The sequence below is a fragment of the Cohnella xylanilytica genome, from assembly GCF_014212175.1.
Classification (GTDB): Bacteria; Bacillota; Bacilli; order Paenibacillales; family Paenibacillaceae; genus Cohnella; species Cohnella xylanilytica.
This window is the reverse complement of record NZ_JACJVR010000167.1, coordinates 1-23918: the sequence shown is the minus strand read 5'-3', so window position 1 is coordinate 23918 and position 23918 is coordinate 1. Positions and strand designations below refer to the sequence as shown.

Here is a 23918-nt window from a genome sequence, read left to right as displayed (position 1 = left end):
TTCAGCCCTTTACTCTAGAATTTGATATTTACCTCGGCAAGGTTATTTGATATCATAAATGCAATATCAAATGCGATGACGAGACGAGTAGATAAACAGGTTCTTCCGCAGAGAGCTCCGGCAGCTGGGAAGGAGCGAAGAACGGTTTATTGAACAAAGACTCCGAGCAGCGCGCCGGAACCTCGGACCCGAGGGGGTGGCGCGACAGGAGCTCCTGTTACAGAGCTAGAGTATACGCGTTGCGCCGCGATGCCGTACTCGAAGAGGCGAATGGGGCGACCCATTGGCGAAGTTGGGGTGGTACCGCGAGAATCGTAATCTCGTCCCTAAGGTTAGCGTCTTGGGGGTGGGATTTTTTTATTGCATAAGCAAGCCTGGAATACGCGAACTGATTGATTCCATCTAGAAAGGATTTGAACAGCTCATGTCAGCAAAGTTGAAGGTAGGCATCGTCGGAGGAACGGGAATGGTCGGACAGCGGTTCGTCCAGCTTCTGGATCAGCATCCTTGGTTCCAGGTGACGGCCATCGCGGCCAGCGCCGGCTCGGCCGGCAAGACGTACGAGGAAGCCGTGCAGGGAAGATGGAAGCTGTCCGGCAGCATCCCGGAAGACGTGAAGAAGATCGTCGTCCAGGACGCCTCCAAGGTGGAGGAAGTGGCTTCCGGCGTCGACTTCGTCTTCTGCGCGGTCGACATGAAGAAGCAGGAGATTCAAGCGCTCGAGGAGGCGTACGCGAGAACGGGAACGCCGGTCATCTCGAACAATTCGGCTCACCGCTGGACGCCCGACGTTCCGATGGTCATTCCGGAGATCAACCCGGAGCATATCGAAGTCATCGCGGCGCAGCGCAAGAGACTCGGGACGAACACCGGGTTCATCGCCGTCAAGCCGAACTGCTCCATTCAGAGCTACGTGCCGGCGCTTAACGCCCTGCTCGACTTCAAGCCGACGAAGGTGGTCGCGACGACCTATCAAGCGATCTCCGGCGCGGGCAAGAACTTCGCCGACTGGCCCGAGATGGTCGACAACGTCATCCCCTATATCGGGGGAGAAGAAGAGAAGAGCGAGCAGGAGCCGCTGCGCATCTGGGGCCGCGTCGAGGGCGGCGCCATCGTCAAGGCGAGCTCGCCGCTCATCACGACGCAGTGCATCCGCGTGCCGGTAACCGACGGCCACATGGCGGCGGTGTTCGCGTCGTTCGAGAAGAAGCCTTCGAAGGACGAGATTCTCGCCCGCTGGCGCGAATTCAAGGGCCGCCCGCAAGAGCTCGGCCTGCCGAGCGCGCCGAAGCAATTCATCACCTACTTCGAAGAAGAGAACCGTCCGCAGACGGGACTCGACCGCGACATCGAACGCGGCATGGGCGTATCGACGGGAAGACTTCGCGAAGATACGATCTACGATTACAAGTTCGTGGGGCTGTCGCACAATACGCTGCGGGGAGCGGCGGGCGGCGCCGTTCTGATCGCCGAGCTGCTGAAGGCGGAAGGCTACATTCAAGCGAAATAATCGGTTGATCATCCTTTAGGAATCGAAGGCGGGTTCTCGCGTAAGCGCGGAACCCGCCTTTTTGTATACAACGGTCTCTTTACATACGATATCGCAGGGCATGTCCGGGTCCATCAAAAGAAATTGGTATGAAATATCCTATACAGTTCAAGCTAGGCGCCTTCATGGGACAATTTGTATGAAATTTCATATAAAATTCAAGCGATGCGTCTTCATGAGGCAATTTATATGAAATTTCATATAAAATTCAAGCGATACGCCTTCATGTGACAAAATTTGTATGACATTTCATACAAATTTCTAACAATTCGTCCTCACGCGAAAAATATGTATGATATTTCATACAAAATTCTAGCGATGAGCCGCCTTTGGCCAATATCACTTCTTAATATTCCAAAGGGCCGAATCCCTAAATATGCCGCAACAAATCCGTTTGCAAAGTCTTTCTTGAGTTTTCGCGTTGATCCGTATATATTGATTATAAATTGTTATGTTTAATTATAATTAGATATAATTCGTGTGACGCGCGATAGGTTCCGCCATTCCCTCGCTCAGGTCTCGTACAGAACCTGCCCGGTCATGGACAAGTCGTAGCCCGATATGGCGCCGAGCTCGCTTAGGAACGCGGGCGACCGCAAAATGCCGACGACGGATTCGATCCATTCCCGGTTGTCCGGCGTCTTCAGGAACACGAGATCGTAGCGCTCGCGGATCAACGGAAGGAAGTCGACTTGGCCGACGATCGCCGCGGCCTTCTCGATTCCGACGCCGACGTCCGCTTCGCCGGAAGCGACCTTGCCGGCTACGCCGATATGGTTGGTCTCCTCGTTGCCGTAGCCGACGAGCGATTCGGGACGGATGCCGTGCAGGCGGAGCTGCTCGTCCAGCAGCACGCGGGCGCCCGAACCGATCTCGCGGTTCGCGAGGCGCAGCCCCGGGCGGCCCAGGTCGCTCCAATCCGCGATGCGAAGGGGGTTGCCTTGACGGACGTACAGCCCGGCCCGCCGCACGAGCAGGTTCACGACCAGGTAGGATCGTCCGGTCAGCAGCCGGCGAACGTAGGGGAGGTTGTACTCGCCGGTATCGCCGTCGAGCAGATGCGTGCTGACGATGTCCGATTCTCCCCGATACATGGAGACGAGGCTGTCCAGGCTTCCGACGTAGGAGCGAAGGGGGCGGATGCCGGGGACGGACTTCTCCATATGCTTCGCGAGCAAGTCCAGGCTAAGATCCTGGCCGGTAATGACGACGGATCGTTGGCCGCTCCTTGCGGCAGATGCCGCGGCTGCCTGGGAAGAATCATGCGCGGCGGCGACGGCTGCCGGCGAATCGGCGGTTTTGGACGCGCTCTTCATTCTCTGCTTGTAGGCTTCCAGATCGGACGCGTCCACGCGCATTTGCTTGCCGACGCGGTAGGAGGGCAGCTCGCCCTTCTTGATCAAGTCGTAGACGGTCAGCTTGGATATTTTCAAGATGGCGGCAATCTCTTCCGTCGTGTACGAGATATCGCTGGACATCGGAACTCTCCTTATTCGGCCAAAGTGGGTCTATGAGCATCATTGTACCACATGCGGGACGACGCCATGGCCGGAGAGATGATATAGAGGATTATCGGAACAAGCTGGATAAAGAGAGGGAGAGGTCTCATGCTGGGACACATCAAAAAAAGTACCGCGTTCGCCGTATTGCTGACGATGACGGCCGTTGTCGCGGCTTGCGGAGCTTCGAAGCCGCAGTCGAACGATACCGGGCCGGCAACCGAAGCGAGCGCTAGTGCTAGCAACAGCGCTAGTGCTAGCGCCAGCGCCAACGCCGGTACAGAGACGACGGAATTGACCGTATCGGCGGCCGCCAGCTTGACGGACGCGCTCGGCGAGATCGAGAAGGCGTTCGAAGCCGAGCATTCCGATATCCGGCTGATCTTCAACTTCGGCTCGTCCGGCGCGCTGCAGCAGCAGATCGAGCAGGGAGCGCCCGCCGACCTGTTCTTGGCCGCCGCCGCCAAGAACATGAAGGCTCTGGTCGACAAGGGTCTCGTCGAAGAAGATAAACAAACCAACCTTTTGAACAACTCTCTGGTCGTCGTCGTGCCCGCGGACGGCGGAGCGGCCGTCTCGCAGCTGTCGGACCTGGAGAAGCCTGAAGTGAAGAACGTAGCCGTCGGCATTCCGGAGAGCGTGCCGGCCGGCAAATACGCCCAGGAGGCGCTGACCAACGCCAAGCTGTGGGACGCTCTGCAGAGCAAGACGGTGCAGGGCAAGGACGTTCGGCAAGTGCTCCAATACGTGGAGACCGGGAACGCCGACGCCGGATTCGTCTACAAGACGGACGCGCTGACTGCCGATAAGGCGAAGGTCGCCTTCGAGGTCGACCCGGCGACGTATTCGGCCATCGAATATCCGGTCGGAATCGTGAAGGCGACGAAGCATGGGAAGGAAGCCGACGAGTTCTACCGCTATTTGCAGTCGCAAGAGGCGCTCGACGTCTTCATAAAATACGGATTTACCGTTCCGAAGTGACCGATCGCGATGAATTGGGATGACTTCTGGCCGCCGATCCGCTTGTCGCTGCAGGTGTCCTTGTTCGCCAGCGTACTCGTTCTGCTGCTGGGCATCTTCGTCGCGAGATGGATGCATCGCTCCGCCTTCCGCGGCAAGACGCTGCTCGAGACGGCGTTCCTGCTTCCGCTCGTCCTTCCGCCGACCGTGATCGGCTTCCTGCTGCTTGTGCTGCTCGGCCGCCGAAGCTGGGCCGGGCGGTTCATCGAATGGCTGTCCGGAGCGCCGATCGTGTTCACCTGGTGGGCGGCGGCGGTCGCGGCCGTCGTCGTCGCCTTTCCGCTCGTCTACCAGACGATGAAGGTCGGCTTCGCTTCCGTCGACCGAACGCTGGAGGAAGCCGGGCGCTCCATCGGCGCGAACGAATGGCAGGTATTCCGCTACATTACGCTTCCGCTGACTTACCGCTCCTTGCTGTCCGCCTATGTTCTCGGCTTCGCGCGAAGCCTCGGCGAGTTCGGAGCGACCTTGATGATCGCGGGCAACATCCCGGGAAGGACCCAGACCGTCCCGACGGCGATCTACGTCGCGGTCGATTCGGGCAACGGCGCGATGGCCTGGGCTTGGACCGGCGCCATCGTCCTCGTCTCCTTCGTCATGCTGCTCGTTACCGGACGACAATCGAAATGAGGGCGGGTACCTGCAGCTATTGCAATAACGCGATTGACAAGGTCCGTTTCGAGTAAAGTAGATTTCGGCATGGAGGCAGGCGGGCATACGTCCCGCTTGCCTCTTTTCGATTTTAAGGAAAATTTAAAGATTAACCGCCATTCTTTTTAAAAGGATTTTTATATCCTTCAAGCAGACGATGGATGGGAAGGAAGCGGGTTAGGCCGCCGGAGCGCTTCCGGGCTTCGTTCTATCCCGAACGAATCCATTGAATCGGAAGCAGGTCTGGGCTATGCTTGTTTAGGAAAAGGAGAGAAATCGACATGAAACCGATCACGATCCTGATCGCGGATGACGAAGCGGAGATCGCCGACCTGATCGAGCTGCATCTGGTCAAAGAGGGCTACCGTTGCCTGAAGGCCGCCGACGGAGAAGAGGCTCTCGAAGCGATCCGGACGGAGTCCGTGGATTTGGCGATTTTGGATATCATGATGCCCAAGATCGACGGGTACGAAGTAACCCGGCGAACCCGAGAGGAGCATCATCTGCCGATTATTTTTCTCAGCGCGAAGGCGACCGACCTGGATAAGATTACCGGACTGGTTCGAGGCGCCGACGATTATATGACCAAGCCATTTAACCCCATGGAGCTGGTAGCGCGGGTGAATGCTCATCTGCGTCGCTTCATTCAGTTGAACCCTTCGATGGCGGTTCGTACGGACGCGTCCGTGCTGGAGGCCGGGGGGCTGGTCATCCATCCCGATCAGAGGACCGTGCACATGTACGGCCGACCGGTGGAGCTCACGCCCAAGGAGTTCGACATATTGGTGCTGCTGGCCAGCCATCCGAAGAAGGTATTCAGCTCGGAGCATATTTTCCAGAGAGTATGGGGCGAGACGTATTACGAAGGCGGGAATACGGTAATGGTGCATATCCGTACCCTTCGGAAGAAGCTGGGGGAGGACCAGAACAAGAACAAGCTGATCCGTACCGTCTGGGGAGTTGGTTATTCGTTCCATGGCTAAACCTAAATTCCGCAGCTTCCGCTTCCGGATGATCCGGCTGTTCGCGATCAGCATGCTGCTATCCGCCGGCACGACGCTTCTGATCTACTTGGCGCTGCGGCAGTATTACTATACGCTGCATCGCGAAGACCCGTTGTACGAAGTTCGCGAAACCATAAGAGCGATCGGCGATATTAACGCGTTTCTGATTCTTTTTTTTCCCATTTCGTTTGCCTACTTCTATCTGCTTACCCGGCGTTACGTGGCTTATTTCCGGGAGATCTCCCGCGGGATCAACCAACTGGCCGGGGGCGACTTCTCCCATCGGGTCCATATTCCGTCCAATGACGAGATCGGCAGCATTGCCCGGGATATCAACCTGGCCAGCGAGAAGCTTCAGCAGGCGGTGGAACGGGGGGATTTCGCCGAGAACAGCAAGGAGCAGCTGGTGCTTAACCTTGCCCACGATTTGCGAACCCCGCTGACATCCGTCATCGGGTATTTGGATTTTATCCTTCAAGGCAAGGATCTGACCGCCGATCAGATGAAGCATTACACGACGATCGCCTACACGAAGTCGCAGCGGCTGGAGAAGCTGATCGACGAGCTGTTCGAAATTACGCGAATGAATTACGGCAAGCTGAATATCCGCCGCGCGCCGCTCGACCTGAGCGAGCTGCTGACCCAACTAACCGAAGAGATGGTTCCGGCGTTCGAAAAAAGCGAGCTGACCGCGCGCCTTGAGATCGCTCCGCATCTGATGGTGTCCGGGGACGGCGAACTGCTTGCGCGCGTGTTCGAGAACCTGTTGTCCAATGCCGCGCGATACGGGAAAGACGGCGAATTTATCGATATTCGCGGCCGTCTGGAGGAGGATCAAGCCGTCGTTCAAGTCATCAATTACGGCGAATCCATTCCTCGGGACGAGCTTCCTCACGTATTCGACATGTTCTTCACCGGGGATCGCGCGCGAACCCATCAGGAAGGGAGCACCGGGCTCGGCCTGTTTATCGCCAAGAACATCGTGGAGCAGCACGATGGCGTCCTGTCGGCGCAGAGCGATCTCATCCGCACCCAATTCGAAGTGCGGCTGCCGCGTGCTTGACGGCACCGGCGCAAGCCGATTCGCTTTTATAAAAAGTTAAGATTTACCCCACTTCTTATTTTAACAGTCCAGCCTATGCTTAGAGCATGAACGGCAGGGGGACTGGGAGATGAAGAAGTGGTTTTTTTTATTTGCGCCGCCCGATTGGGCCCGGCGGGCCTGGACAAGGCGGAAGAGCCGGGACGCCGCGGCGGCGTGGTTATTTCTCGCGCCGAGCGCGGCGGGGTTTGCCTTGTTTTATCTAATCCCGTTCGCCATGGGGGTCATGTATTCGTTCCGGAGCGGAGCGTCCGGGGGAAGGTTCGCGGGCTTGGCGAATTATCGGGAGCTGCTGGCCAGCGATTCCTTCCGGAAGGCGGCATCCAATACCTTCTATTTCAGCGCGGCAAGCGTTCCGTTCATGCTGGCGTTGTCCCTGGGGCTGGCGTTATTGCTAAACCGGCAAATTTATTTTCGGAAGTGGCTGCGCGCCTCTTACGTTTTGCCGCTTGTCGTTCCGGTCGCCTCGGTCCTCGTCATCTGGCAGCTGATCTTCGACTGGAACGGGGCTTTGAACTACGCGCTGAGCCGGTTCGGCATCGACCGGGTGGACTGGATGAAGACGGAAGCGGCCCGGTACGTGGTCCTGGCGGTTTATCTATGGAAAAATGTCGGCTACAACGTCATTTTGTTCCTGGCGGGTCTCCAGCAGATCCCGAGAGATTACTACGAAACCGCGCAAATCGAAGGGGCCGGGCGTTTTCGCCAGTTTTACGGAATTACGCTGGTCTATTTGACCTCGACGACGTTCTTCGTCGTGATCATGTCGATCCTCAATTCCTTCAAAGTGTTCCGGGAGACGTATCTGCTGGCCGGCGACTATCCGCACGACAGCATCTACATGCTGCAGCACTACATGAACAACATGTTCGCGTCGCTGGACATTCAGAAGCTGACGGCGGCGGCTGTCTTGATGGTAGGAGTCATTATGGCGATCGTCCTTGGGCTGTTCGGGCTGGAGCGCCGGTATCGGCAGTTCATGGAGTAGGGAGGCGCGGAGTTTGAGGGTTAGGATGGCGGTGCGAAAAGGTCTGTTAACGGCGGGGCTGGGGATGATCGGGTTGCTGCTGCTGCTCCCGATCGCGATTACCTTCACCCATTCGCTTATGACCGAACAGGAATTGACGATCGACTACGGGCCGATCGGTCAACGGACGGAAGCGACGGAGACGGGCGCCGATACGTTCGTCAATCTTAAATGGCTGCCGGACAAGGTGACTCTGGAGCAATACGGCAAACTGCTGGTGTATACCCCCAACTATTTGCTTATGTTTTGGAATTCGGCAGGTTTGGTCGTGCCGATCATCGTCGGCCAGACGGCGGTCGCGGCGCTGGCGGCCTATGCGTTCGCGAAGCTGAAGTTCCGCGGCCGCGATTCCCTGTTCTTGGCGTATTTGCTGGCGATGCTGATGCCGTTCCAGGTCACGCTGGTTCCCAACTATATCATGGCGGATAAATTGGGCTTGCTGCATCGACCGGGGGCCGTGATCCTTCCGGGCGTCTTCGCCGCATTCGGAGTGTTTATGCTGCGCCAGTTCATGCTGCACATTCCGTATGCCTATATCGAAGCGGCCAAAATGGACGGGGCCGGCCATCTTCGAATCTTCCTGACGATTATTCTTCCGATGGTCAAGTCGGGGATGGCGGCGCTTGTGGTTTTGCTGTTCGTCGATTATTGGAATATGGTCGAGCAGCCGTTGATCTTTTTGGACGATCCGTTTAAGCAGCCTTTGTCGGTCTTTCTGTCGAGGTTGACCGGCGAATGGGGAACGGTTTTTGCCGCGTCCATGCTGTACATGTCTCCCATGCTGCTGTTGTTCCTGTACGCGGAGACGTATTTCATCCAAGGCGTTCAATGGTCCGGAATCAAAGGGTAGGAGGAGACGGCCGCGCATATGGAGATATCGAAGGAGCAGGTCGATTTTAAACGAAAAAGATGGATAGCCGCCGCGTCGATTGCACTGTTCGGATTGCTGCTGTTCTTTACGCTATTCAGCAATACGCTGCAGTCGGTCGCCTTGCCGAAGGTAAGGACGGGGACGGCGACGAGCGGAGGACTCGCCTATACGCTGGAAGGCAGCGGCGTCTTGCGGCCGATCAAACAGGCAGAGTTGCCGAACCCGGCCGGTTGGCAAGTCCGCCAAGTCCTTGTGAAGGAAGGGGAGGCGGTCAAGGCAGGGCAGCGGCTCGTCTTGTACGACAGCTCCTCTGCCGAACGGGAGCTGGAGGACGAGATCGCGCAGTTGGACAAGATGTACATCGCCCTGGAAGCCGCGCAGGATCAATACATAGCGTCGACGGTCGGCGGGGACGAACTCGGTTCCCGGGAAGCCAAACGCGAATTGGCCGCTCGCCAAATCGATCTATCGGTGCAGCGAAGGAAAATCGAAGGGCTGCGGGAGCGACTGAAACGGCAGCGAGAACTGACCGCTCCGTTTGACGGGATCGTAGTGGAGATGAATGCGGTCGAAGGTCTCGCTTCCGCCGGTCAACCGGATGCGGTGATCTCGAGCCGCGACTTCGGCTACCAACTGGATCTCGTGGCCGACGGAGAGCTCGTCGACCGCCTCGAACTCGCGGCCGGACAGCCCATCGAGCTGAGAATCGCGGCGGCGGGGAAGCAGCCGGAACGTTCGCTGAAGGGAATCATCGACGAGATGACGGACGAAGACTCTCGGAGAGCAGGTTCGCCGGAGGGCGACGGCGGAGAGACTTCTTCGGCCGTCCGGCAGAAGCGGTTGCGCATCCATGTGGCCGATTCCTCCCTGAGAGGGGGTGAGCAGGTATCGGTCCGGTTGAAGCGGCCTTCGTCCGAGAAGGGGTGGATCGTCCCGAACGAAGCGGTTCATCGGGAAGGCGAGTCGAAGTTTATTTTCACGGTGGATCAGCAGCGGGGGGCTCTAGGCAATGTGTTCGTGGCCCGCAAGGTTCCGATCGAGGCGAGCGCGTCCAACGGTCGGGAGACGATGATTCCGCCTGACCGCCTGTATGCAGGGGATCTGATCATTCTGGAGAGCAGCGAGCCGTTGCAGGACGGGAACCGGGTTCGTTTGCAGTAAAAATCGATAATAGAAGTTAGAAGACAGCGTATGGAGGGACAACCCATGATCAAACGGTTAGGCGTGACGACGGCAATGGCGGGTATCCTGTTAGCGGCAGTGACCGCCTGCAGTACCGGAGGCAACGGGGAGGAGGCAAACCGGGAGACAACGGCTGCGGAAGGCGGTAAAACCGTCCTCACTTTGTCCATTATGGAGTCTACGGCCTTCTATGAGGCTCTGGAGAAAAAGTTCGAGGCCAAGCATCCGGATATCGATCTGCGGATCCAAGCGTATAAGCAGGCCGGAGAAGAGTTGAAATCCGGGGATTGGGAGGAATACCGGAAGTCGGTCCATACGGCCTTGATGTCTGGAAAAGGAGCGGATGTACTCGACTTGGAGGGATTGTCCGAAAGCGAATATATCGGGAAAAACCTGCTTCTGAACTTGGATGATTGGCTGAAACAGGACGACACGCTGAAGCAGGACGACATTCAAAGGAATATTTTGGAGGCCATGAAGCAAATGGGCGGAACGTATTCGGTTCCGTCGGGATTTTACCTGAGAGCGTTCATCGGGGAAGGAGAGGCCTTGAACAATGCCGGCATCGACGAGAAATCCTGGACTTGGCAAATCTTCGCCGATAAAGCCAAGAAGTTGACGGAGGGGAAGGACGGCTTGTATGCGATGGCGGATTATCCGCCGGATATGATGATGCAGGAGTTGATGGTGGACGGTTACGGCTTGTACGTGGACCAGGAGGCAGGAAAGGCAAAGTTCGATTCTCCGGAATTCGTGGCGTTGTTGAAACAAGTGAAGAAAATGTACGATGACGGCGTAATGACCGCGGAGCCGGCGGAGCGCGGCAAGCAATTGTTCTACTCCGCCGTATTGCGCGAGCCGGCCGACGTGATCGACGTCACGCATACGGCGTTCAACCGCCCGAGACTGCTGCAAAAACCGCACAGCTTGGAGCAGTCCGGCGCCATGCGGATTATCCCGGCGACCCAATTCGCCATTCGGGCGAAAACGGCCGTGGAGAAGGAAGCCTGGAAGCTGCTGAGCTTCCTGTTGTCCGAAGAGGGGCAGTCGATGCCGGAACGGGACGGATTCTCGCTTCTCAAGTCGGTGAACAGACAGAAGCTGGACGCGATCAAGGAGCAAATCCGCGCGGGCACCTATAAGCTGCCTGACGGCCAAGCCGTGACGGCGGAGGACGAAGAATTCGCCCGGTTTACGCAGCTGCTGGACATGGCGGACGTCTATTCGATTCTCGACGCCAAAGTGATCTCCATCGTGGGGGAGGAATCTCTCGCTTACTTTAGCGGGCAGAAGTCCGCGGAAGCAGCGGCCGAGCTGATCCAGAACCGGACCACAACCTATTTGAACGAATAAGCGTCGCAAACCCATGAGACCTTGCAGGGGACTCATGGGTTCGTGTCTACGAGCCGCTATCCTATATTAGCGGTCTCGTACGTCTCCCGGTAGGACGCCGCGGCGAAATCGCGGAACGCCATCGCCGCCCGCGATAAATAATGATGGTCCTGCCAAACCAATTGAAACGTCGTCCGGTTGCCGGGAGATACGATGCGAAGCAGCGACTCGGGAGGCAAAGCGGTAGTGTCGCCCCTGTTGCAGGCCCCGATGATGGCGAGCCCGAGACCGGCCCGGACGAGACTCGACTTGGCTCCGCCTTCGTCGACTTCGCAGACGAAGCGGGGGACGACGCCTGCATTCAGCAGCAGCTTCTCGTCCCGCTTGCGGTAGAGATGATTCGGCTGGTAGCCGATGAACGGCTCGTTCGCCGCTTCGGACAGATGAATGCTGTCCCGTCCGGCGAACGGGTGGCCGGGAGGAACGGCGAGATACGCTTCCTCGCTCAGGACGGGAAGCTCGCGGAGGCCGGGCTTGCGCACGGGCAGCGCCGAGAAGCCGAAGTCGATCTTGCCGGCTTCGAGCAGCTCTTCCATCTCCTCGGCCGTCGCTTGCTTCAATTGGAATCGGACGTCGGGATGGCTCTCCAGGAACTTGCCGATCAGAGCCGACAGCCGGCCCAAGGCCGGGGACGCCACGTGGATGGTCCCGGCTTCGAGCCCCGCCATATCCGCCACCATTCGCCGGCCCTCCTCCAGCGCTTCGAGAGCGGCTTCGGTCTTCTCCAGGAACGCCTTGCCGATCGGATTCAGCCGGATCTGCCGGCCGCGCCGGTCGAACAACGGAACGCCCAGATCCTCCTCCAGACGGGCGATCGTCTTGCTCAGCGCGGGCTGGGCGACATGAAGCTCCTGAGCCGCCCGGCTCATATGCTCGTGCTTCGCCACCGCCCGGAAGTATCGCAGTTGCAGCAACTCCATTCCGCTAACCCCCTCATATATCTTATGGAATAAGGGATATGAACAATTATATATTTTTTATTATAACTTATCGATCGTACAATGGAAGAGCGATGAGGAGCGGCGTCGCAATCCGAACGGAAGGCGGGATGGAAAATGACTCAATCCGCGTTGTCTGCGGAGTCGTCCGACAAGCTGCTTCGGATCGTCTCGCTGACGCTGACGATAGCGGTCATGTGCGCGACGATGTTCAACATCGTTCTCGGCCAGATCAAGACGGAATTCGGGCTCGGTTATTCCGAAGTCAGCTGGATCTCTTCGGCGTATCTGCTCGTTTACGCGATCGGGTCCGTCATCTACGGCAAGCTGGCCGATATTTACAAGCTCAAGAACGTCGTCACCTTCGGGTTCGCGACGTTCGCGATCGGATCGTTGATCGGGCTCGCCGCGAATTCTTACGGCATGCTTCTGGCCGCCCGCATCGTGCAAGCGGCCGGAGCCGCCATTTTCCCGGCGCTCAGCGGTATCATTCCCATTCGGTACTATGACAAGGAACGGCGGGGGAAGGCGATCGGCACGCTCGTATCCGGCTTGTCGCTCGGCGCGGCGATCGGTCCCGCCGTTACGGCGCTGATCGTCAGCTTCGCGCATTGGCGCTGGCTGTTCTGCCTGCCGCTGCTCGTCTTGCCGCTGCTGCCTTATTACCGGAAGCGGCTGGATGGAGATCCGGGCCGCTCGAAGAGCATCGATTGGCTGGGCGGAGCGATTCTCGCGGCGGCGGTTACGCTGCTCATGCTCGCCGTGACGTACGAGAACGGGATGCTCATTCCGGCGAGCGCGGCCGTCGTTCTCCTGTTCGCGCTTCGCGTTCGCGCCGCAGCCCATCCGTTCGTGGAGCCGGCGCTCTTCCGCAACGGGCGTTACTTGTTCGGGCTCTGCCTGGCTTTTCTCGTTACCGCGCTCGGTTATTCGATTCCCTTCCTCAGCCCTCAGCTTCTGGCGCAGGCGAACGGCATCGGGCCCGGTTGGATCGGACTCTGTCTCATCCCGGGCGCGCTGGCGTCGGCGTGGCTGGGGCGGAAGGGCGGGAGGCTGGCGGACAAGAAGGGGCATGCCGCGTTATTCTATGCAGCGTCCGCCTTGCTGTTAATCGGGTATCTGCTTCTGTCGACGTTCGCCGGCGGCTGGCCGGGCGCGATCGCGCTGATCCTGATCGCCGCGAACGTGGGACAATCCTTCATCGTCATCTCGGTGTCTCACCAGGTATCGAGCTCCCTAAGTCCCGAGCAAGCGGGAGTCGGCATGGGCATGCAGTCGCTCATGAACTTTATCGCCGGCGCCATCGCCGCGGGCGTCTACGGCAAAATCGCGGACCAGCGGGCGGCGGTAAGCTGGAATCCCGCGAACGGCCACGCCGAGGCTTACGTATTCGGCAATTTATACTTGGCGCTTGCCGGGCTGCAGATCGTATTCGTGCTGCTGTTCTTCGCGGTTAGGGGCCGGGCGAGTCGGACGGCGGCGAGGTAACCTCGAAGATACCCGGTCTCTTTGAAGTGCCCGCTTCCTCGGATCGGGTTATAGGGGTATGATAACGCATAGCGATGTCATTTCGTCGCGGAATCGGGGCGCGGCGAGGCCGTCGGCCTTAGACCCGGCATTAGCCGCGATCCCATCCCAACACCGGAGGATGAATACGATGAAGCTATTGGTAACCGGCGCGACCGGTCAACTCGGATCCCTGATTGTCGAAGCCCTTCTGAGGACGGTTCCAGCCGAACGCTTGGCCGTCGGCGTGCGGGATCCGCGGAAGGCGAGCGGCCTGCAGGAGCGGGGAGTCGATGTCCGACGCGCGAACTTCAACGAGCCGGAATCGCTGGCTGCCGCCTGCGCGGGAATCGACCGTCTCTTGTTGATCTCGTCGTCGGAGCTGGAGAACCGGGTCGAACAGCATAAGGCGGCCGTTCAAGCGGCCCAAGCGGCGGGCGTCGGCTTCATCGCCTATACGAGCGCGGCGAACGCGCGGGACAGCAAGTTCTTCATCGCTCAGGATCACCGCGAGACCGAGGAGGCGATTCTGCGAAGCGGAATTCCTTACTCGTTCCTGCGCAACAACTGGTATCTGGAGAACGAGCTGTCGACAATTCAAGCGGCTCTGAACGGAGCGCCTTGGGTTACGTCGGCCGGAAGCGGAAGAGTCGGGTGGGCGAGCCGCCGCGACTTCGCCGAAGCGGCCGCTCGGATTCTAAGCGGCGACGGCCACGACAACACGGTCTACGAGCTGTCGGGCAAGCCCCGGACGCAGGAAGAGCTGGCCGCGATCGTATCCGAGGTCGGAGGACGGGAGATTCCGGTGCGGCAGGTCGATGACAAGACCTATGCGAAAATCATGCTCGACGCCGGCGTGCCGGAAGCGGTCGTGCCGTTCCTCGTCGGGGTGCAGAGCGGAATCCGCGAAGGCTATCTCGACGTCGAGAGCGACGATTTCGAGAAGGTGCTCGGCCGCCCGAACGCTCCGCTCGGCGAAGAGCTGCGCCGATTGCTGGGGTAAGCGAACGCGAACGCGAATACGAATACGAACCGGAACAGCCAAGCAGGCCGCCTGACGATCAGGCGGCCTGCTTGGCTAGCGGCTTGGCGCCAATCGGGTACCGCAGCCAGGTTCGGGCCGAATTGTAAACACCCGTAATACGATCCGCCTAGATAAAGCCGGCCCCGAAGTTACTTTTGCACAATCTGAATAAGGTTGCCGCACGTATCGTCGAAGACGGCTATCGTGAGCTGTCCCATTTGGGTCGGCTTCATCGTAAACTTCACGCCGTTATCCGCCAGACGCTTGTACTCTTGCTGAATATCCGCAACGCCGAACATGGTCGCCGGGATGCCGTCGGCGAAGATCTTCCGTTGATACTCTTTGGCGGCAGGATGGTCGTTCGGTTCGAGCAGAAGCTCGATCCCGTCTTGCTCATCGGGAGATACAACCGTTATCCATCTGAATTTCCCGACGGGAACGTCCTCCTTTTTGACAAATCCCAGCTTCTCCGAATAAAACTCCAGTGCCTTGTCCTGATCTTGAACGAAAATGCTGGTAATGATGATTTTCATCCTTTTTTCCTCCTTGTAGTATGGTCGAAGCTGGAGCTTGGCGGCAATCCGCCCCAACTCGGATTACTCAACCCATCCTTTAAGCAAATTTTTAAGCGGTTCGTTGTTGAAAACAAGCACTCGAAATTTTCCCTTTTTTTCGGATTTGACGAGCCCGGCGTCCTCCAATGCGGAAAGATGTTTGGCAATCGCCTGTCGCGAAATGGAAAGGCCGTGCTTCATAATGAGACGTGCCGTAAGCTCGTACAACGTCTGCTCGTTGCGTTCGGCTAGTTCGTCTAGCATAAGCCGCCGAGTCGAGTCGCCAAGCGCTTTGAAAATAGCGTCTTTGTCCTCATTCATAGATCGAGTATAGGCAACTCTGGGGTTGCGTGTCAAGATCAAGCAACTTTAAGGTTGCTTGTGGCGAAGCTCGGGAGTACGTTCAAGGCTTCCGGCATGAAAAGAAGAGCTGCCTCATCGTCATCCAGGATGACTTCGAGACAGCCCTATGCGCTTCCTGAGTTCTTGAACCGCTATCTACCGGTCCAGTCTCTTGCGGACGGCCGCCTCGAGCCAGCTCCAGGGGAGGAGCTTCGAGGCCAGGACGAGCAGCCGCGAGCCTCGCCCGATCGGATAGCGCAGCCGCCCGGAGCGCCGCCGCTTGGCGAGCCGGGCGACGAGCTCGGCGACCTCCCGCGGATCCGGCGCTTTGTCGGCCGTCTTGCGGGAGAATTCGAGCACGGCGTTTAGCCGGCGTTCGTACGGAGAGTTCGGCCGCTTATGAATGCCCGCGAAGCCCTTGGTCCAGATCGGCGTCCGATAGGCGCCGGGCTCCACGAGGTAGACCCGGACGCCGTAAGGGGCCGCCTCGTGACGCAGACTCTCGGCGAAGCCTTCGACCGCGAACTTGGAGGCGGCGTACGCGCCGTAACCGGGGAAGGCGACCCGGCCGCTGACGCTGCCGATCTGAATGATCGCGCCGTTCCCTTGGGCGCGCATGATCGGGAGGACGGCACGGGTCACGGAGACGAGGCCGAAGAAGTTCGTCTCCATTTGCGCGCGCCACGCTTCCTCCGGCACTTCTTCGATGAACCCTCCAACGGCGAAGCCGGCGTTGTTCACAAGCGCGTCGATGCGGCCATACTTGTCGACGATTCCCGTCAATGCCGCTTCGATCTCCGCGGCGTCGGTCACGTCCAGCTTCGCGATATCCAGCCTGCCGGCGACTCCGGCCTTCCGGGCTTCGCTCAGCAGCGGCTCCCGCCGCTCCGGGTCCCGCATCGAGGCGACGACCCGATAGCCTTCCCGGGCGAGAGCGACGGCGATAAGCAGGCCGAAGCCGCTGGATGCGCCCGTGACGAGCGCGATTTTCTCCTCTTGCGGCATCCCGACAACCCCCTTATGCGAATAAAAAAGAACTAAAGCTTGAACTTGCGTAACAAAGGAACGCCGATCCGCGCGAGCAGCCATTCGAGGGAGATCCAGCACCAACGGCGACGAAGAGGGAGGTGGCGAACGCGCACCGCCGAATATTCGATCTCGGCCTCGGCCCCCCGGTTCCGTTTGAACTGGGCCGCGCCCGAGCTCTCGTGAAGCAGCAAGCCTCGTTCGCGGGCGATCTCGATCAGCCGCGCGGACAGCACCCGGTATAAACCGAGCTCTTGCGGAAGCGAAGTGTCGTAGCCGAACAGAGGCGTCGTCATCGCGCCCTCCCGGACGTAGAAGCCGAGCACGGCATCCAGCCTTCCGTCCCGGCGGAAGCCGTGAAGCTCCAACGTTCCTTCGCGCAGAGCTGTCTCCAGCATTCGCTCCGTGAACTGGGGATTGTGCCATGAATACTTGTCCAGATAGAGCATGCGGTACAGCTCCGCGATCCGGGGGATATCGGCATCGGTCATGCCGCCGGCGCCGACCTGCTCGTAGCCGTTCTTGGCGGCCAAAGCGCCGTCGCGCTTGAGCAGCCAGCGGGACTTGGCGTTGCCGAACCCTTCGGCGTCCGTCCGCAGAAGGTAAATTTGCCTGCTCGGCACGAGCCGGCACTTCGCCGCGCGAAGCCGATCGAGCAAGCCGGCGTTCAGAGACGGGCTGATCGAGCGGAAGACGACGGCGTGGCGAGGGAACAGGGAGACGATGCGGTCCAGCACCGCCGCCCATTGCTCCTCGCTCAGCGCGGGATACAGGTTCGTCGACAGCAGCCAGTTGTTGACGTGAACGACGCGATTGAAGGAGGAGAGCTTCAGCAGCAGCCCGATCCCCGTCAGCAGCGCCTCGAGGCCGCGGATCAGCGCCCGGTTGCGGAGGAGGACGAGCTCCTCCTTGGCGTAGCTGACGTAGTGGGTGTACGGCGAGCAGACGTAGGAATTGTCGTATTCCCGATCGTTCACGGTGACGGGGATCGGCGTGCCGTCGACCGAGAACAGGAGAAGCCGCGTGCGCACGTTCCGGACGTACGCTTCGGCGCCTTCCTCCAGTATGGGCAGAAGAAAGCGTCTGGCGTGACGGCCGTATTCCGTATCGGGCCAACGATACGATCGGATCGTCGAAGCGTCGAACCATTCGATCCGGGGACTCGATGTGGCCGCGTTCACGGGCGCCAGCTCCTCTCGATTCGTCGCAGCTTCCGGTCGCCGGCGGGAGGCGAGTAGGGGGCGAATTCGAGCGCCGGCACCCGGCAGCGCAGCCGCCCGCACAGCGCCGCGACCTCTTGGCGAACCCGTTCCCGGATCGTCTCGTCGCGAAGCATTGGCGATTCCAATTGAACCGTCCAGCGGTCCAACGCCGTCTGAACGACCCGGTATTGGCCGATCTCGGGAGAAGCCGCGATGATCGCGCGGGTGACGAAGTCGGGATACACGATGACGGGTTCGCCGCCTGCCTCCATCGATGTCGAGTAGAAAATGTCGTCGCACCGGCCTTCGATCCGTTCGATGGCGGTGAACGGGGAGCCGCAAGGGCAAGGATGCTCGCTCTCCGTCAGCAGGTCGTTCAACCGATACCGGACGATGGGCTGCGTCGTCCGAGAGAAGTCGGTGACGATCGGGACGAACGTCCTCGTTCGTCCGGGCACGTACTCCTTTTCGATATAGACGAGATCCTCGTTCAAGTGCAGCGTGCCCAGAGGGCAGGTGCAGCCCAGGAAGCCTTCCGTGCATTGATACACTTGATGGACGATCTGACCGAACGCCCGTCCGATATAGTCCCGGTCGAGCGGGTCCAGCACCTCGGCGACGGAGATAATCCGGCGCGGCCGAACGTCCAGCTCGCCGGAACGCAGCGCCTCCGCGAGGCGACGCAGCACCGAAGGAGGGGCCGCGATGACGTCCGGCCGCTGGCGTTCGAGGCGCGCGAAGTGGTCCGCCATCGGATCGAGCAGATCGTAGAAGGCGAACGAGATTCTTTTGCCGCGGACGGACTCGTACAGATTGCTGTTCGCCCGCAGGAAGAAGGCGACCGACGCGCGCGAGAAGATCGAGCCGGGCAGCATCTTGCCGAGCATCGCGCCGGCCCAGCCCGCCCGTTCGCGGCCGCCGACGAGGAACACGCCGCGGTTGCCGGACGTGCCGGAGGACAAGCCGACCGTCACGTCGCCGATCGCCGGCTTGAAGTTCCGCGACGCCTCGGCCGCCGCCGCGACGTTCAGCGCCTGATTCAAGGCGATGCCCGCCGTATTCAGGCGATCGAAGTGGCTCATCAGGATCGACTTGTCGATCGGCGGGAACTCTCTCCATCGCGAAGAAGGAATATCGCCCCACCATTCCCGGTAGAAGGCGGACCGGCTGCGAACGTAGTCGATATGCTTGACGACGCGCTTCTCCCGCCATCTGTCGAACGGCTCGCGTCCCGTCCATTCGCCGCGTCTGCGGCCGAGACGATAATAACGGATAAACGCCAGGGCGTTCCTCATAACCGGCGAACCTCCTTGCCGTCGAGATCGAAGTAGTCCCGGCAATGGCTCGGGACGATGATGAGCTTGGGATCGGCGGCCTGCCACCTTCGCAGCCGCTCGAACGTGTCGCGATAGGCCGCGCGGTCGTGCATGACGAGACCCGCGGCCGGATGGGGCGGCCGATTCTCGCGAAGCGCCCGGCTCGACCAGGATGCATCGGCGCAGAGCAGCACCCGCGAGTTCGCCGTGGACAGCAGCAGGCCGATCTGGCCGGCGGCATGGCCCGGCAGCGGAACCGAGATCAGGCTGCCGTCTCCGAACAGATCGAGGCAGCCTTGGAACGGCGCTCCTTCGCCCGGATCGGCTGCCTGTGCTTCCCGCTCGATCGGCGTCGCGGCGTCGGCGAAGGCATCCGGAAGCAGCCCGGCGATGAAGCCGGCGCGGGTCGCGCGGACGGGGCCGAGCGCGCGAACGGCGTCGTACGCCGCCTGCGGGTACAGGAACCGCGCATCGGGGAAGTCGCGGGCTCCTCCGATATGGTCGGCGTGGAAGTGGGAGAGAATGACATAGCCCACATCCTTGGCACCAATGCCAAGCTTCGCCAGTTGCCGGACGGCGGTCGCCTCCTCGCTGAGCCGGACCGGAGTTAGACGCCGGTACAGCGAGTAGGGGAGCGAAGCCGTCAGCTCTCGGAACCGGGCGGAATAGCCGGTGTCGAACAGAATCCAGCCGCGCGACGGATGGCGGATGCAGGCGAAGCCGGCCGGATAGGCGGCCGGGCGCATCGAGCCGCCTCGCAAGGTCACGAATTCGGGATGCAGGCAGTAACCCGCGGACAGCAGCAGCAGCTCGACCGGCACCGTCGGGCGATCCGTCGTTCGGTTCATGCGAGTCGACATGCGGGCCGATGTTGGATTCGACACGCAATTCGCTTCGGGATTGGATAGACGGTTCGATAGATGGTTCGATAGACGATTCGGTAGGAGGTTCGATAGATGTTTCGATAGACGATTCGGTATACGATTCGGTATACGATTCGATAGGCGATTCGTCATCCGTTCTCGCGCCTCCACCAGTCCGCGAATCGCCGCAAGCCTTCGTCCAGGCGGATTCGGGGCTCGTACCCGAGCTCGCGGCGCGCCTTCGCGATATCCAGCGTCTGGCTGTAGGCGAGCTGACCGACCGTATAACGCGTGAACGGCGGTTCATCGCCGAGCGAAGGGAACGTCCGGTACAGCCGCTCCATCGCCCGGCCCGCAGCCAGGGCGACGGGGCGGGAGACGCGCTTCGTTCGCAGCGGCGTTCCGATCAGATCGAATAGCCTCGGCAGCAATTCCTTTAGCTTCAAGGGTTCGCCGTTCGTGATATGGAAGACTTCTCCTTCGACCCGATGGACCGGCGCTTCGCAGGCGAGAACGATCGCGTCGACGAAGTTGTCGATGTAAGTGAGGTCGATACGCGCTTCGCCGCCCCCGACCAGCGGAATGCCGCGCGACTCGTTCGCGCGCAGAAGCCGCGGGAACAGGGACGTGTCGCCCGGGCCGAACAGAGCTCTCGGGCGCAGGACGACCGACGGCAACCCCCGCGCGGCGGCATCCAGGACGACGTTCTCGGCGATCCGTTTGGTCGCGGCATAATCGTTCGCCGGGCTGCGCGGGAGGGCCGCTTCCTCGCCGAGATCCAGACGGTCGCCGTAGTCGAAGAGGACGCTCGACGTCGAGATATGGACGAGCCTCTTCGCGCCGTGGCGAAGACAGCCCGCGGCGACGTTCTCCGTGCCGTCCGCGTTGATCTCGTAGAAGTCGCGGTAGCGCCCCCAAGGCGAAGACAACGCCGCGCAATGGACGACGAGATCCCGCCCTTCGCAAGCTTCCTCGATCCGCTTTTTGTCCCGCAGCTCCGCCTGCAGGAAGCGAACACCCCGCTCGGTCAAGAGCCGTCCGGCTTGCGGGTCGCGGCCGAGGCCGGCGACTTCCCAGCCAAGCTCCCGCAGCCGCAGAGATACCGACCGCCCGAGAAAACCCGTCGCCCCCGTCACCAATGCCTTCGTCATCGTTCACCATTCCATTCGATATCGATAGTCGAAGCCTCTTGCATAGAGAGGCTCCTCCGTCGGGCGACGCGCCAAGTCCAGGCGAGAAGCCGGAACTGCTCCGCGAACGGCTTCGGGTCGTCCCGCCTGTACACGACGTCGCGCCCGCTCCGATAGGCTCGCAGCCATTCGCCGAGCTTGCGCCGGCCAATCGCCTGCGTAAGCCCGTATGACAGCATCGCGGCGGACAGCATGGCGCCGCGGCCGTCCTTCGCGGCAGGCTCCGCTACGCGTCCTTCCGCGAGAAGGGCGCCCGGCGCCAATATCGCTTCCGCCAGCCGTCCTTCCGCTCCGAACAGATGAATCCCGCTTGTGGCTCTCGGGTTGCATTCGAGCGGAAGGAAGACCCCGTCCGACGTCCGGATGAAGTCGAACGCGAGCTGGCCCGAGAAGCCGGTATGCTTCGCGAACCGGCGAACCCATTCCAGCAGACGAGGCTCCTTCTCGGCGGCGTAGTGGATGCTGGCGCCGCGCCCGGCGCGGAACCGGCTGCGGTACGCGACGTGGGCGGCGACGATTCCTTCGTGCGCCACGCTGTAGGTGCACCATTCCTCGCCCCGGAGCAGCCGCTGGGCGACCCAAGGGCGGGCCTGCGATGCCTGCGCTTCCTTCAGCTTGCGGACGATCTCTTGCCGCGACGCGAAGCTGATGGGACCGCGGCTCGGATCGAGCAGCAGGGTGCGGGAGGCGAACCGGGAATAGGCCGGTTTGAGCACGAGGCCGTCGGCGAACCGGGGATCCTCGAGCAACGGCAGCCAGCCGTCCGGGGATTCGACCGGCTCGGTGGCCGGCACCGCCAAGCCCGCGTCTTCGGCGGCCCGGATAAAGCTTCCCTTGTGATGGAGGCGATCCAGCTCGCCGAGCGGCGCGGCGAACACGCGGCAGACGCCGTCGAACCGATGAAGCTCCCGGGACAGATGGAAGATCTCCTCGCAGGTCGGAACCAAGACGTCGATGCCGTTCGCGCGCGCGATCTCGATCAGCGCTCCGACGAATCGCGGATGATCTTCGGCGGGAGCGGGCACCTGGAAGCTGCGCTCGACGCAGGCGGACGCCCGGCACAGATGGTACGGAGCGGACTCGGCGGCATAGACGCGATGTCCGGCGGCGCGGAACAGCCGGGCGAACTCGAGCGCGGCGGGCGAACGTCCGCCGGTCAACAGAATGCGTAGCGGGGCGGGCCCCGCGCTAGTAGTCAAGGACGAGGCCTCCCAGCGTCAAGCCCGCGGCCGTTCCGATCAGCAGCGCGCGGTCGCCCCGCCGGAGTTTGCCCGTCCGGATCGCTTCGTGCAGCCCCATCGGGATGGAGGCGGCGATCGTATTGCCGTGATCGGGCGTGATGTAGACCATCTGGCTCTCCGAGATTCCGAGCTTTTTGCGCATAAGGCGGACCGCCATGGCGCTCCCTTGATGGGGAATGACCGCTTGGAAGTCTCCCATGGCCGAGCCGGTCGACTCCAATAGCTCCTGCGTGAACGCCGGGAGCAAGCGGGACGCCATTCGGAAGATGGCGGGACCGTCCATCCGGAACAAATAATCTTCCGGTCCGGCGGGAAGAGGGCCGCGGGGATGACGCTTCGTGCCTCCGGCTCGAATCTCGGAATAGAGAGCTCCGGCGCCGTACGTTCGCATGGAAGCGCCAAGTATGCCGGACGGCTCGCCGTCTTCCGCGGGGCCGACGACGACCGCGGCCGCGCCGTCGCCGAACAGGCCGGCGCTCTCCTTGTGCGTCCAATCGAGACCGACCGAAGCGATCTCGGAGGAGACGATGAGAGCGTAGCGGTATCGGCCGGCCGCGATCATGCAGGACACGGCGTCGAGCGCCGCCAGGAAGCTCAGGCAGGTCGAGTCGATATCGAAGCAGGGCACGCCCGATTGCTCCATGCCCATCTCCCGCTGGATAAAGACCGCGGTGCAAGGCAGCGCTTGCTCCTTGGTGCCGCTCGCTCCGACGAGGCAGTCGAGGTCGGCGAAAGTCAGATTCGCGGCTTCGAGCGCTTGCCAAGCCGCCTTCGCGCCCATCGAGGACGCCGTATCCCCGGGGCCTGCGAAGTGCCGCGCCGCGACGTCCGTCATCCGGCGCGTCCAGCCCGGCGCCGTTCCGAGCCGGGCGTCCATGTCCAGGTCCGTCACCGGCGCTCCCGGCAGGTAGGTGCCGGTTCCCATTATTTTCACTTTTCGTATCGTCAAGGTTCTCAATTCTCCTCTCCGGAGCATGACGTCCTCACGCCTTCATTGTGCGGGAGAGAGCGCCGACCGGATAGTACCAATTCGCTCTAGTACCGCCATCGTTCGACGGCAACTGTTGATATTCGACGCGGCGAACCCGGGTTCCTGTACCCGCGCGCGAAAAAAGACCAAGCCGACGTTGTTCCAGACTATCGAGTATCTCGGCCGGAAGAGGGGTGATCAAAGGCGAGATGTTCCAGACTATCGAGTATCTCAGCCGGAAGAGGGGTGATCAAAGGCGAGATGTTCTAGAATATCGAGTATCTCGGCCGGAAGAGGGGTGATCGAAGGGGAGATGTTCTAGAAAATCGAGTATCTCGGCCGGAAGAAGGGGGTTCGAAGGGGAGATGTTCTAGAAAATCGAGTATCTCGGCCGGAAAGGGGGGTTCGAAGGGGAGATGTTCTAGAAAATCGAGTATCTCGGCCGGAAG

At 60.6% G+C, this 23918-nt stretch carries 22 protein-coding genes and 1 other annotated feature; of the genes, 11 read left to right on the top strand and 11 right to left on the bottom strand.

What is annotated here, in order from left to right:
- The first annotated feature begins 66 nt into the window (after positions 1–66).
- Positions 67–331, top strand: a binding site (T-box leader).
- A gap of 93 nt (positions 332–424) precedes the next feature.
- On the top strand, positions 425–1510 hold the full coding sequence (asd, locus tag H7B90_RS32210; RefSeq protein ID WP_185140002.1) for an aspartate-semialdehyde dehydrogenase: 1086 nt from the start codon (positions 425–427) through the stop codon (positions 1508–1510).
- Positions 1511–2061: 551 nt separating this feature from the next.
- On the opposite strand, the gene H7B90_RS32205 is transcribed toward asd, so the two are convergent.
- Positions 2062–3027, bottom strand: a complete 966-nt coding sequence (locus tag H7B90_RS32205) for a helix-turn-helix transcriptional regulator (protein WP_185140001.1) — start codon at positions 3025–3027, stop codon at positions 2062–2064.
- 129 nt (positions 3028–3156) lie between these two features.
- On the opposite strand from H7B90_RS32205, the gene modA reads away from it, so the two are divergent.
- The 8 genes from modA (at position 3157) to H7B90_RS32165 (ending at position 11258) form a co-directional block, all read left to right on the top strand.
- Positions 3157–4029 (top strand): molybdate ABC transporter substrate-binding protein, encoded by an 873-nt coding sequence (gene modA, locus H7B90_RS32200; RefSeq protein WP_185140000.1) that lies wholly within the window; start codon positions 3157–3159, stop codon positions 4027–4029.
- A gap of 9 nt (positions 4030–4038) precedes the next feature.
- Complete coding sequence (gene modB / locus H7B90_RS32195) at positions 4039–4698, top strand: molybdate ABC transporter permease subunit (RefSeq protein WP_185139999.1); 660 nt, start codon at positions 4039–4041, stop codon at positions 4696–4698.
- A 302-nt stretch (positions 4699–5000) separates the two neighbouring features.
- Positions 5001–5702 (top strand): response regulator transcription factor, encoded by a 702-nt coding sequence (locus H7B90_RS32190; RefSeq protein WP_185139998.1) that lies wholly within the window; start codon positions 5001–5003, stop codon positions 5700–5702.
- Positions 5695–6786 (top strand): sensor histidine kinase, encoded by a 1092-nt coding sequence (locus tag H7B90_RS32185; RefSeq protein WP_185139997.1) that lies wholly within the window; start codon positions 5695–5697, stop codon positions 6784–6786. Before H7B90_RS32190 ends, H7B90_RS32185 begins: the two co-directional genes overlap by 8 nt.
- 109 nt (positions 6787–6895) lie before the next feature.
- On the top strand, positions 6896–7813 hold the full coding sequence (locus H7B90_RS32180) for a carbohydrate ABC transporter permease (RefSeq protein WP_185139996.1): 918 nt from the start codon (positions 6896–6898) through the stop codon (positions 7811–7813).
- A gap of 25 nt (positions 7814–7838) precedes the next feature.
- The gene (locus H7B90_RS32175) at positions 7839–8702 is read left to right on the top strand and encodes a carbohydrate ABC transporter permease (protein ID WP_185139995.1); all 864 of its coding nucleotides are present in this window, start codon (positions 7839–7841) and stop codon (positions 8700–8702) included.
- An 18-nt stretch (positions 8703–8720) separates the two neighbouring features.
- On the top strand, positions 8721–9884 hold the full coding sequence (locus H7B90_RS32170) for an efflux RND transporter periplasmic adaptor subunit (protein WP_185139994.1): 1164 nt from the start codon (positions 8721–8723) through the stop codon (positions 9882–9884).
- A 45-nt stretch (positions 9885–9929) separates the two neighbouring features.
- A complete protein-coding gene (locus H7B90_RS32165) occupies positions 9930–11258 on the top strand; it encodes an ABC transporter substrate-binding protein (protein WP_246578556.1) in 1329 nt (442 codons plus the stop codon).
- Positions 11259–11314: 56 nt separating this feature from the next.
- Here the strand turns inward: H7B90_RS32165 and H7B90_RS32160 are convergent, their stop codons facing one another.
- Entirely contained in the window at positions 11315–12217 is a 903-nt protein-coding gene (locus tag H7B90_RS32160) for a LysR family transcriptional regulator (RefSeq protein ID WP_185139993.1), read from the bottom strand.
- A 135-nt stretch (positions 12218–12352) separates the two neighbouring features.
- On the opposite strand from H7B90_RS32160, the gene H7B90_RS32155 reads away from it, so the two are divergent.
- Together H7B90_RS32155 and H7B90_RS32150 are read left to right on the top strand one after the other, a co-directional pair.
- On the top strand, positions 12353–13723 hold the full coding sequence (locus H7B90_RS32155) for an MFS transporter (RefSeq protein ID WP_185139992.1): 1371 nt from the start codon (positions 12353–12355) through the stop codon (positions 13721–13723).
- A 169-nt stretch (positions 13724–13892) separates the two neighbouring features.
- Positions 13893–14744: an SDR family oxidoreductase gene (locus H7B90_RS32150; RefSeq protein ID WP_185139991.1), complete on the top strand. Its 852-nt coding sequence runs from the start codon at positions 13893–13895 to the stop codon at positions 14742–14744.
- A gap of 170 nt (positions 14745–14914) precedes the next feature.
- On the opposite strand, the gene glxB is transcribed toward H7B90_RS32150, so the two are convergent.
- The 9 genes from glxB to H7B90_RS32105 all read right to left on the bottom strand — a co-directional run bounded on the left by glxB (position 14915) and on the right by H7B90_RS32105 (position 23448).
- On the bottom strand, positions 14915–15298 hold the full coding sequence (gene glxB / locus H7B90_RS32145; RefSeq protein WP_185139990.1) for a methylglyoxalase: 384 nt from the start codon (positions 15296–15298) through the stop codon (positions 14915–14917).
- A 63-nt stretch (positions 15299–15361) separates the two neighbouring features.
- Positions 15362–15640: an ArsR/SmtB family transcription factor gene (locus H7B90_RS32140; RefSeq protein WP_185139989.1), complete on the bottom strand. Its 279-nt coding sequence runs from the start codon at positions 15638–15640 to the stop codon at positions 15362–15364.
- A 177-nt stretch (positions 15641–15817) separates the two neighbouring features.
- On the bottom strand, positions 15818–16666 hold the full coding sequence (locus tag H7B90_RS32135; RefSeq protein WP_185139988.1) for an SDR family oxidoreductase: 849 nt from the start codon (positions 16664–16666) through the stop codon (positions 15818–15820).
- Between the two features lie 32 nt (positions 16667–16698).
- Positions 16699–17868 (bottom strand): GNAT family N-acetyltransferase, encoded by a 1170-nt coding sequence (locus H7B90_RS32130; protein ID WP_185139987.1) that lies wholly within the window; start codon positions 17866–17868, stop codon positions 16699–16701.
- A complete protein-coding gene (locus H7B90_RS32125; RefSeq protein ID WP_185139986.1) occupies positions 17865–19184 on the bottom strand; it encodes a F390 synthetase-related protein in 1320 nt (439 codons plus the stop codon). Before H7B90_RS32125 ends, H7B90_RS32130 begins: the two co-directional genes overlap by 4 nt.
- Positions 19181–20053 carry an MBL fold metallo-hydrolase gene (locus H7B90_RS32120; RefSeq protein ID WP_246578557.1) on the bottom strand — a complete coding sequence of 291 codons (873 nt, stop codon included), beginning with the start codon at positions 20051–20053 and terminating at the stop codon, positions 19181–19183. Before H7B90_RS32120 ends, H7B90_RS32125 begins: the two co-directional genes overlap by 4 nt.
- A 164-nt stretch (positions 20054–20217) precedes the next feature.
- Positions 20218–21219, bottom strand: coding sequence for an NAD-dependent epimerase/dehydratase family protein (locus H7B90_RS32115; RefSeq protein ID WP_185139985.1), 1002 nt, complete (start codon positions 21217–21219; stop codon positions 20218–20220).
- The gene (locus H7B90_RS32110; protein ID WP_185139984.1) at positions 21216–22457 is read right to left on the bottom strand and encodes an ATP-grasp domain-containing protein; all 1242 of its coding nucleotides are present in this window, start codon (positions 22455–22457) and stop codon (positions 21216–21218) included. Before H7B90_RS32110 ends, H7B90_RS32115 begins: the two co-directional genes overlap by 4 nt.
- The gene (locus H7B90_RS32105) at positions 22447–23448 is read right to left on the bottom strand and encodes a beta-ketoacyl-ACP synthase III (RefSeq protein ID WP_185139983.1); all 1002 of its coding nucleotides are present in this window, start codon (positions 23446–23448) and stop codon (positions 22447–22449) included. Before H7B90_RS32105 ends, H7B90_RS32110 begins: the two co-directional genes overlap by 11 nt.
- Between the last annotated feature and the right edge of the window lie 470 nt (positions 23449–23918).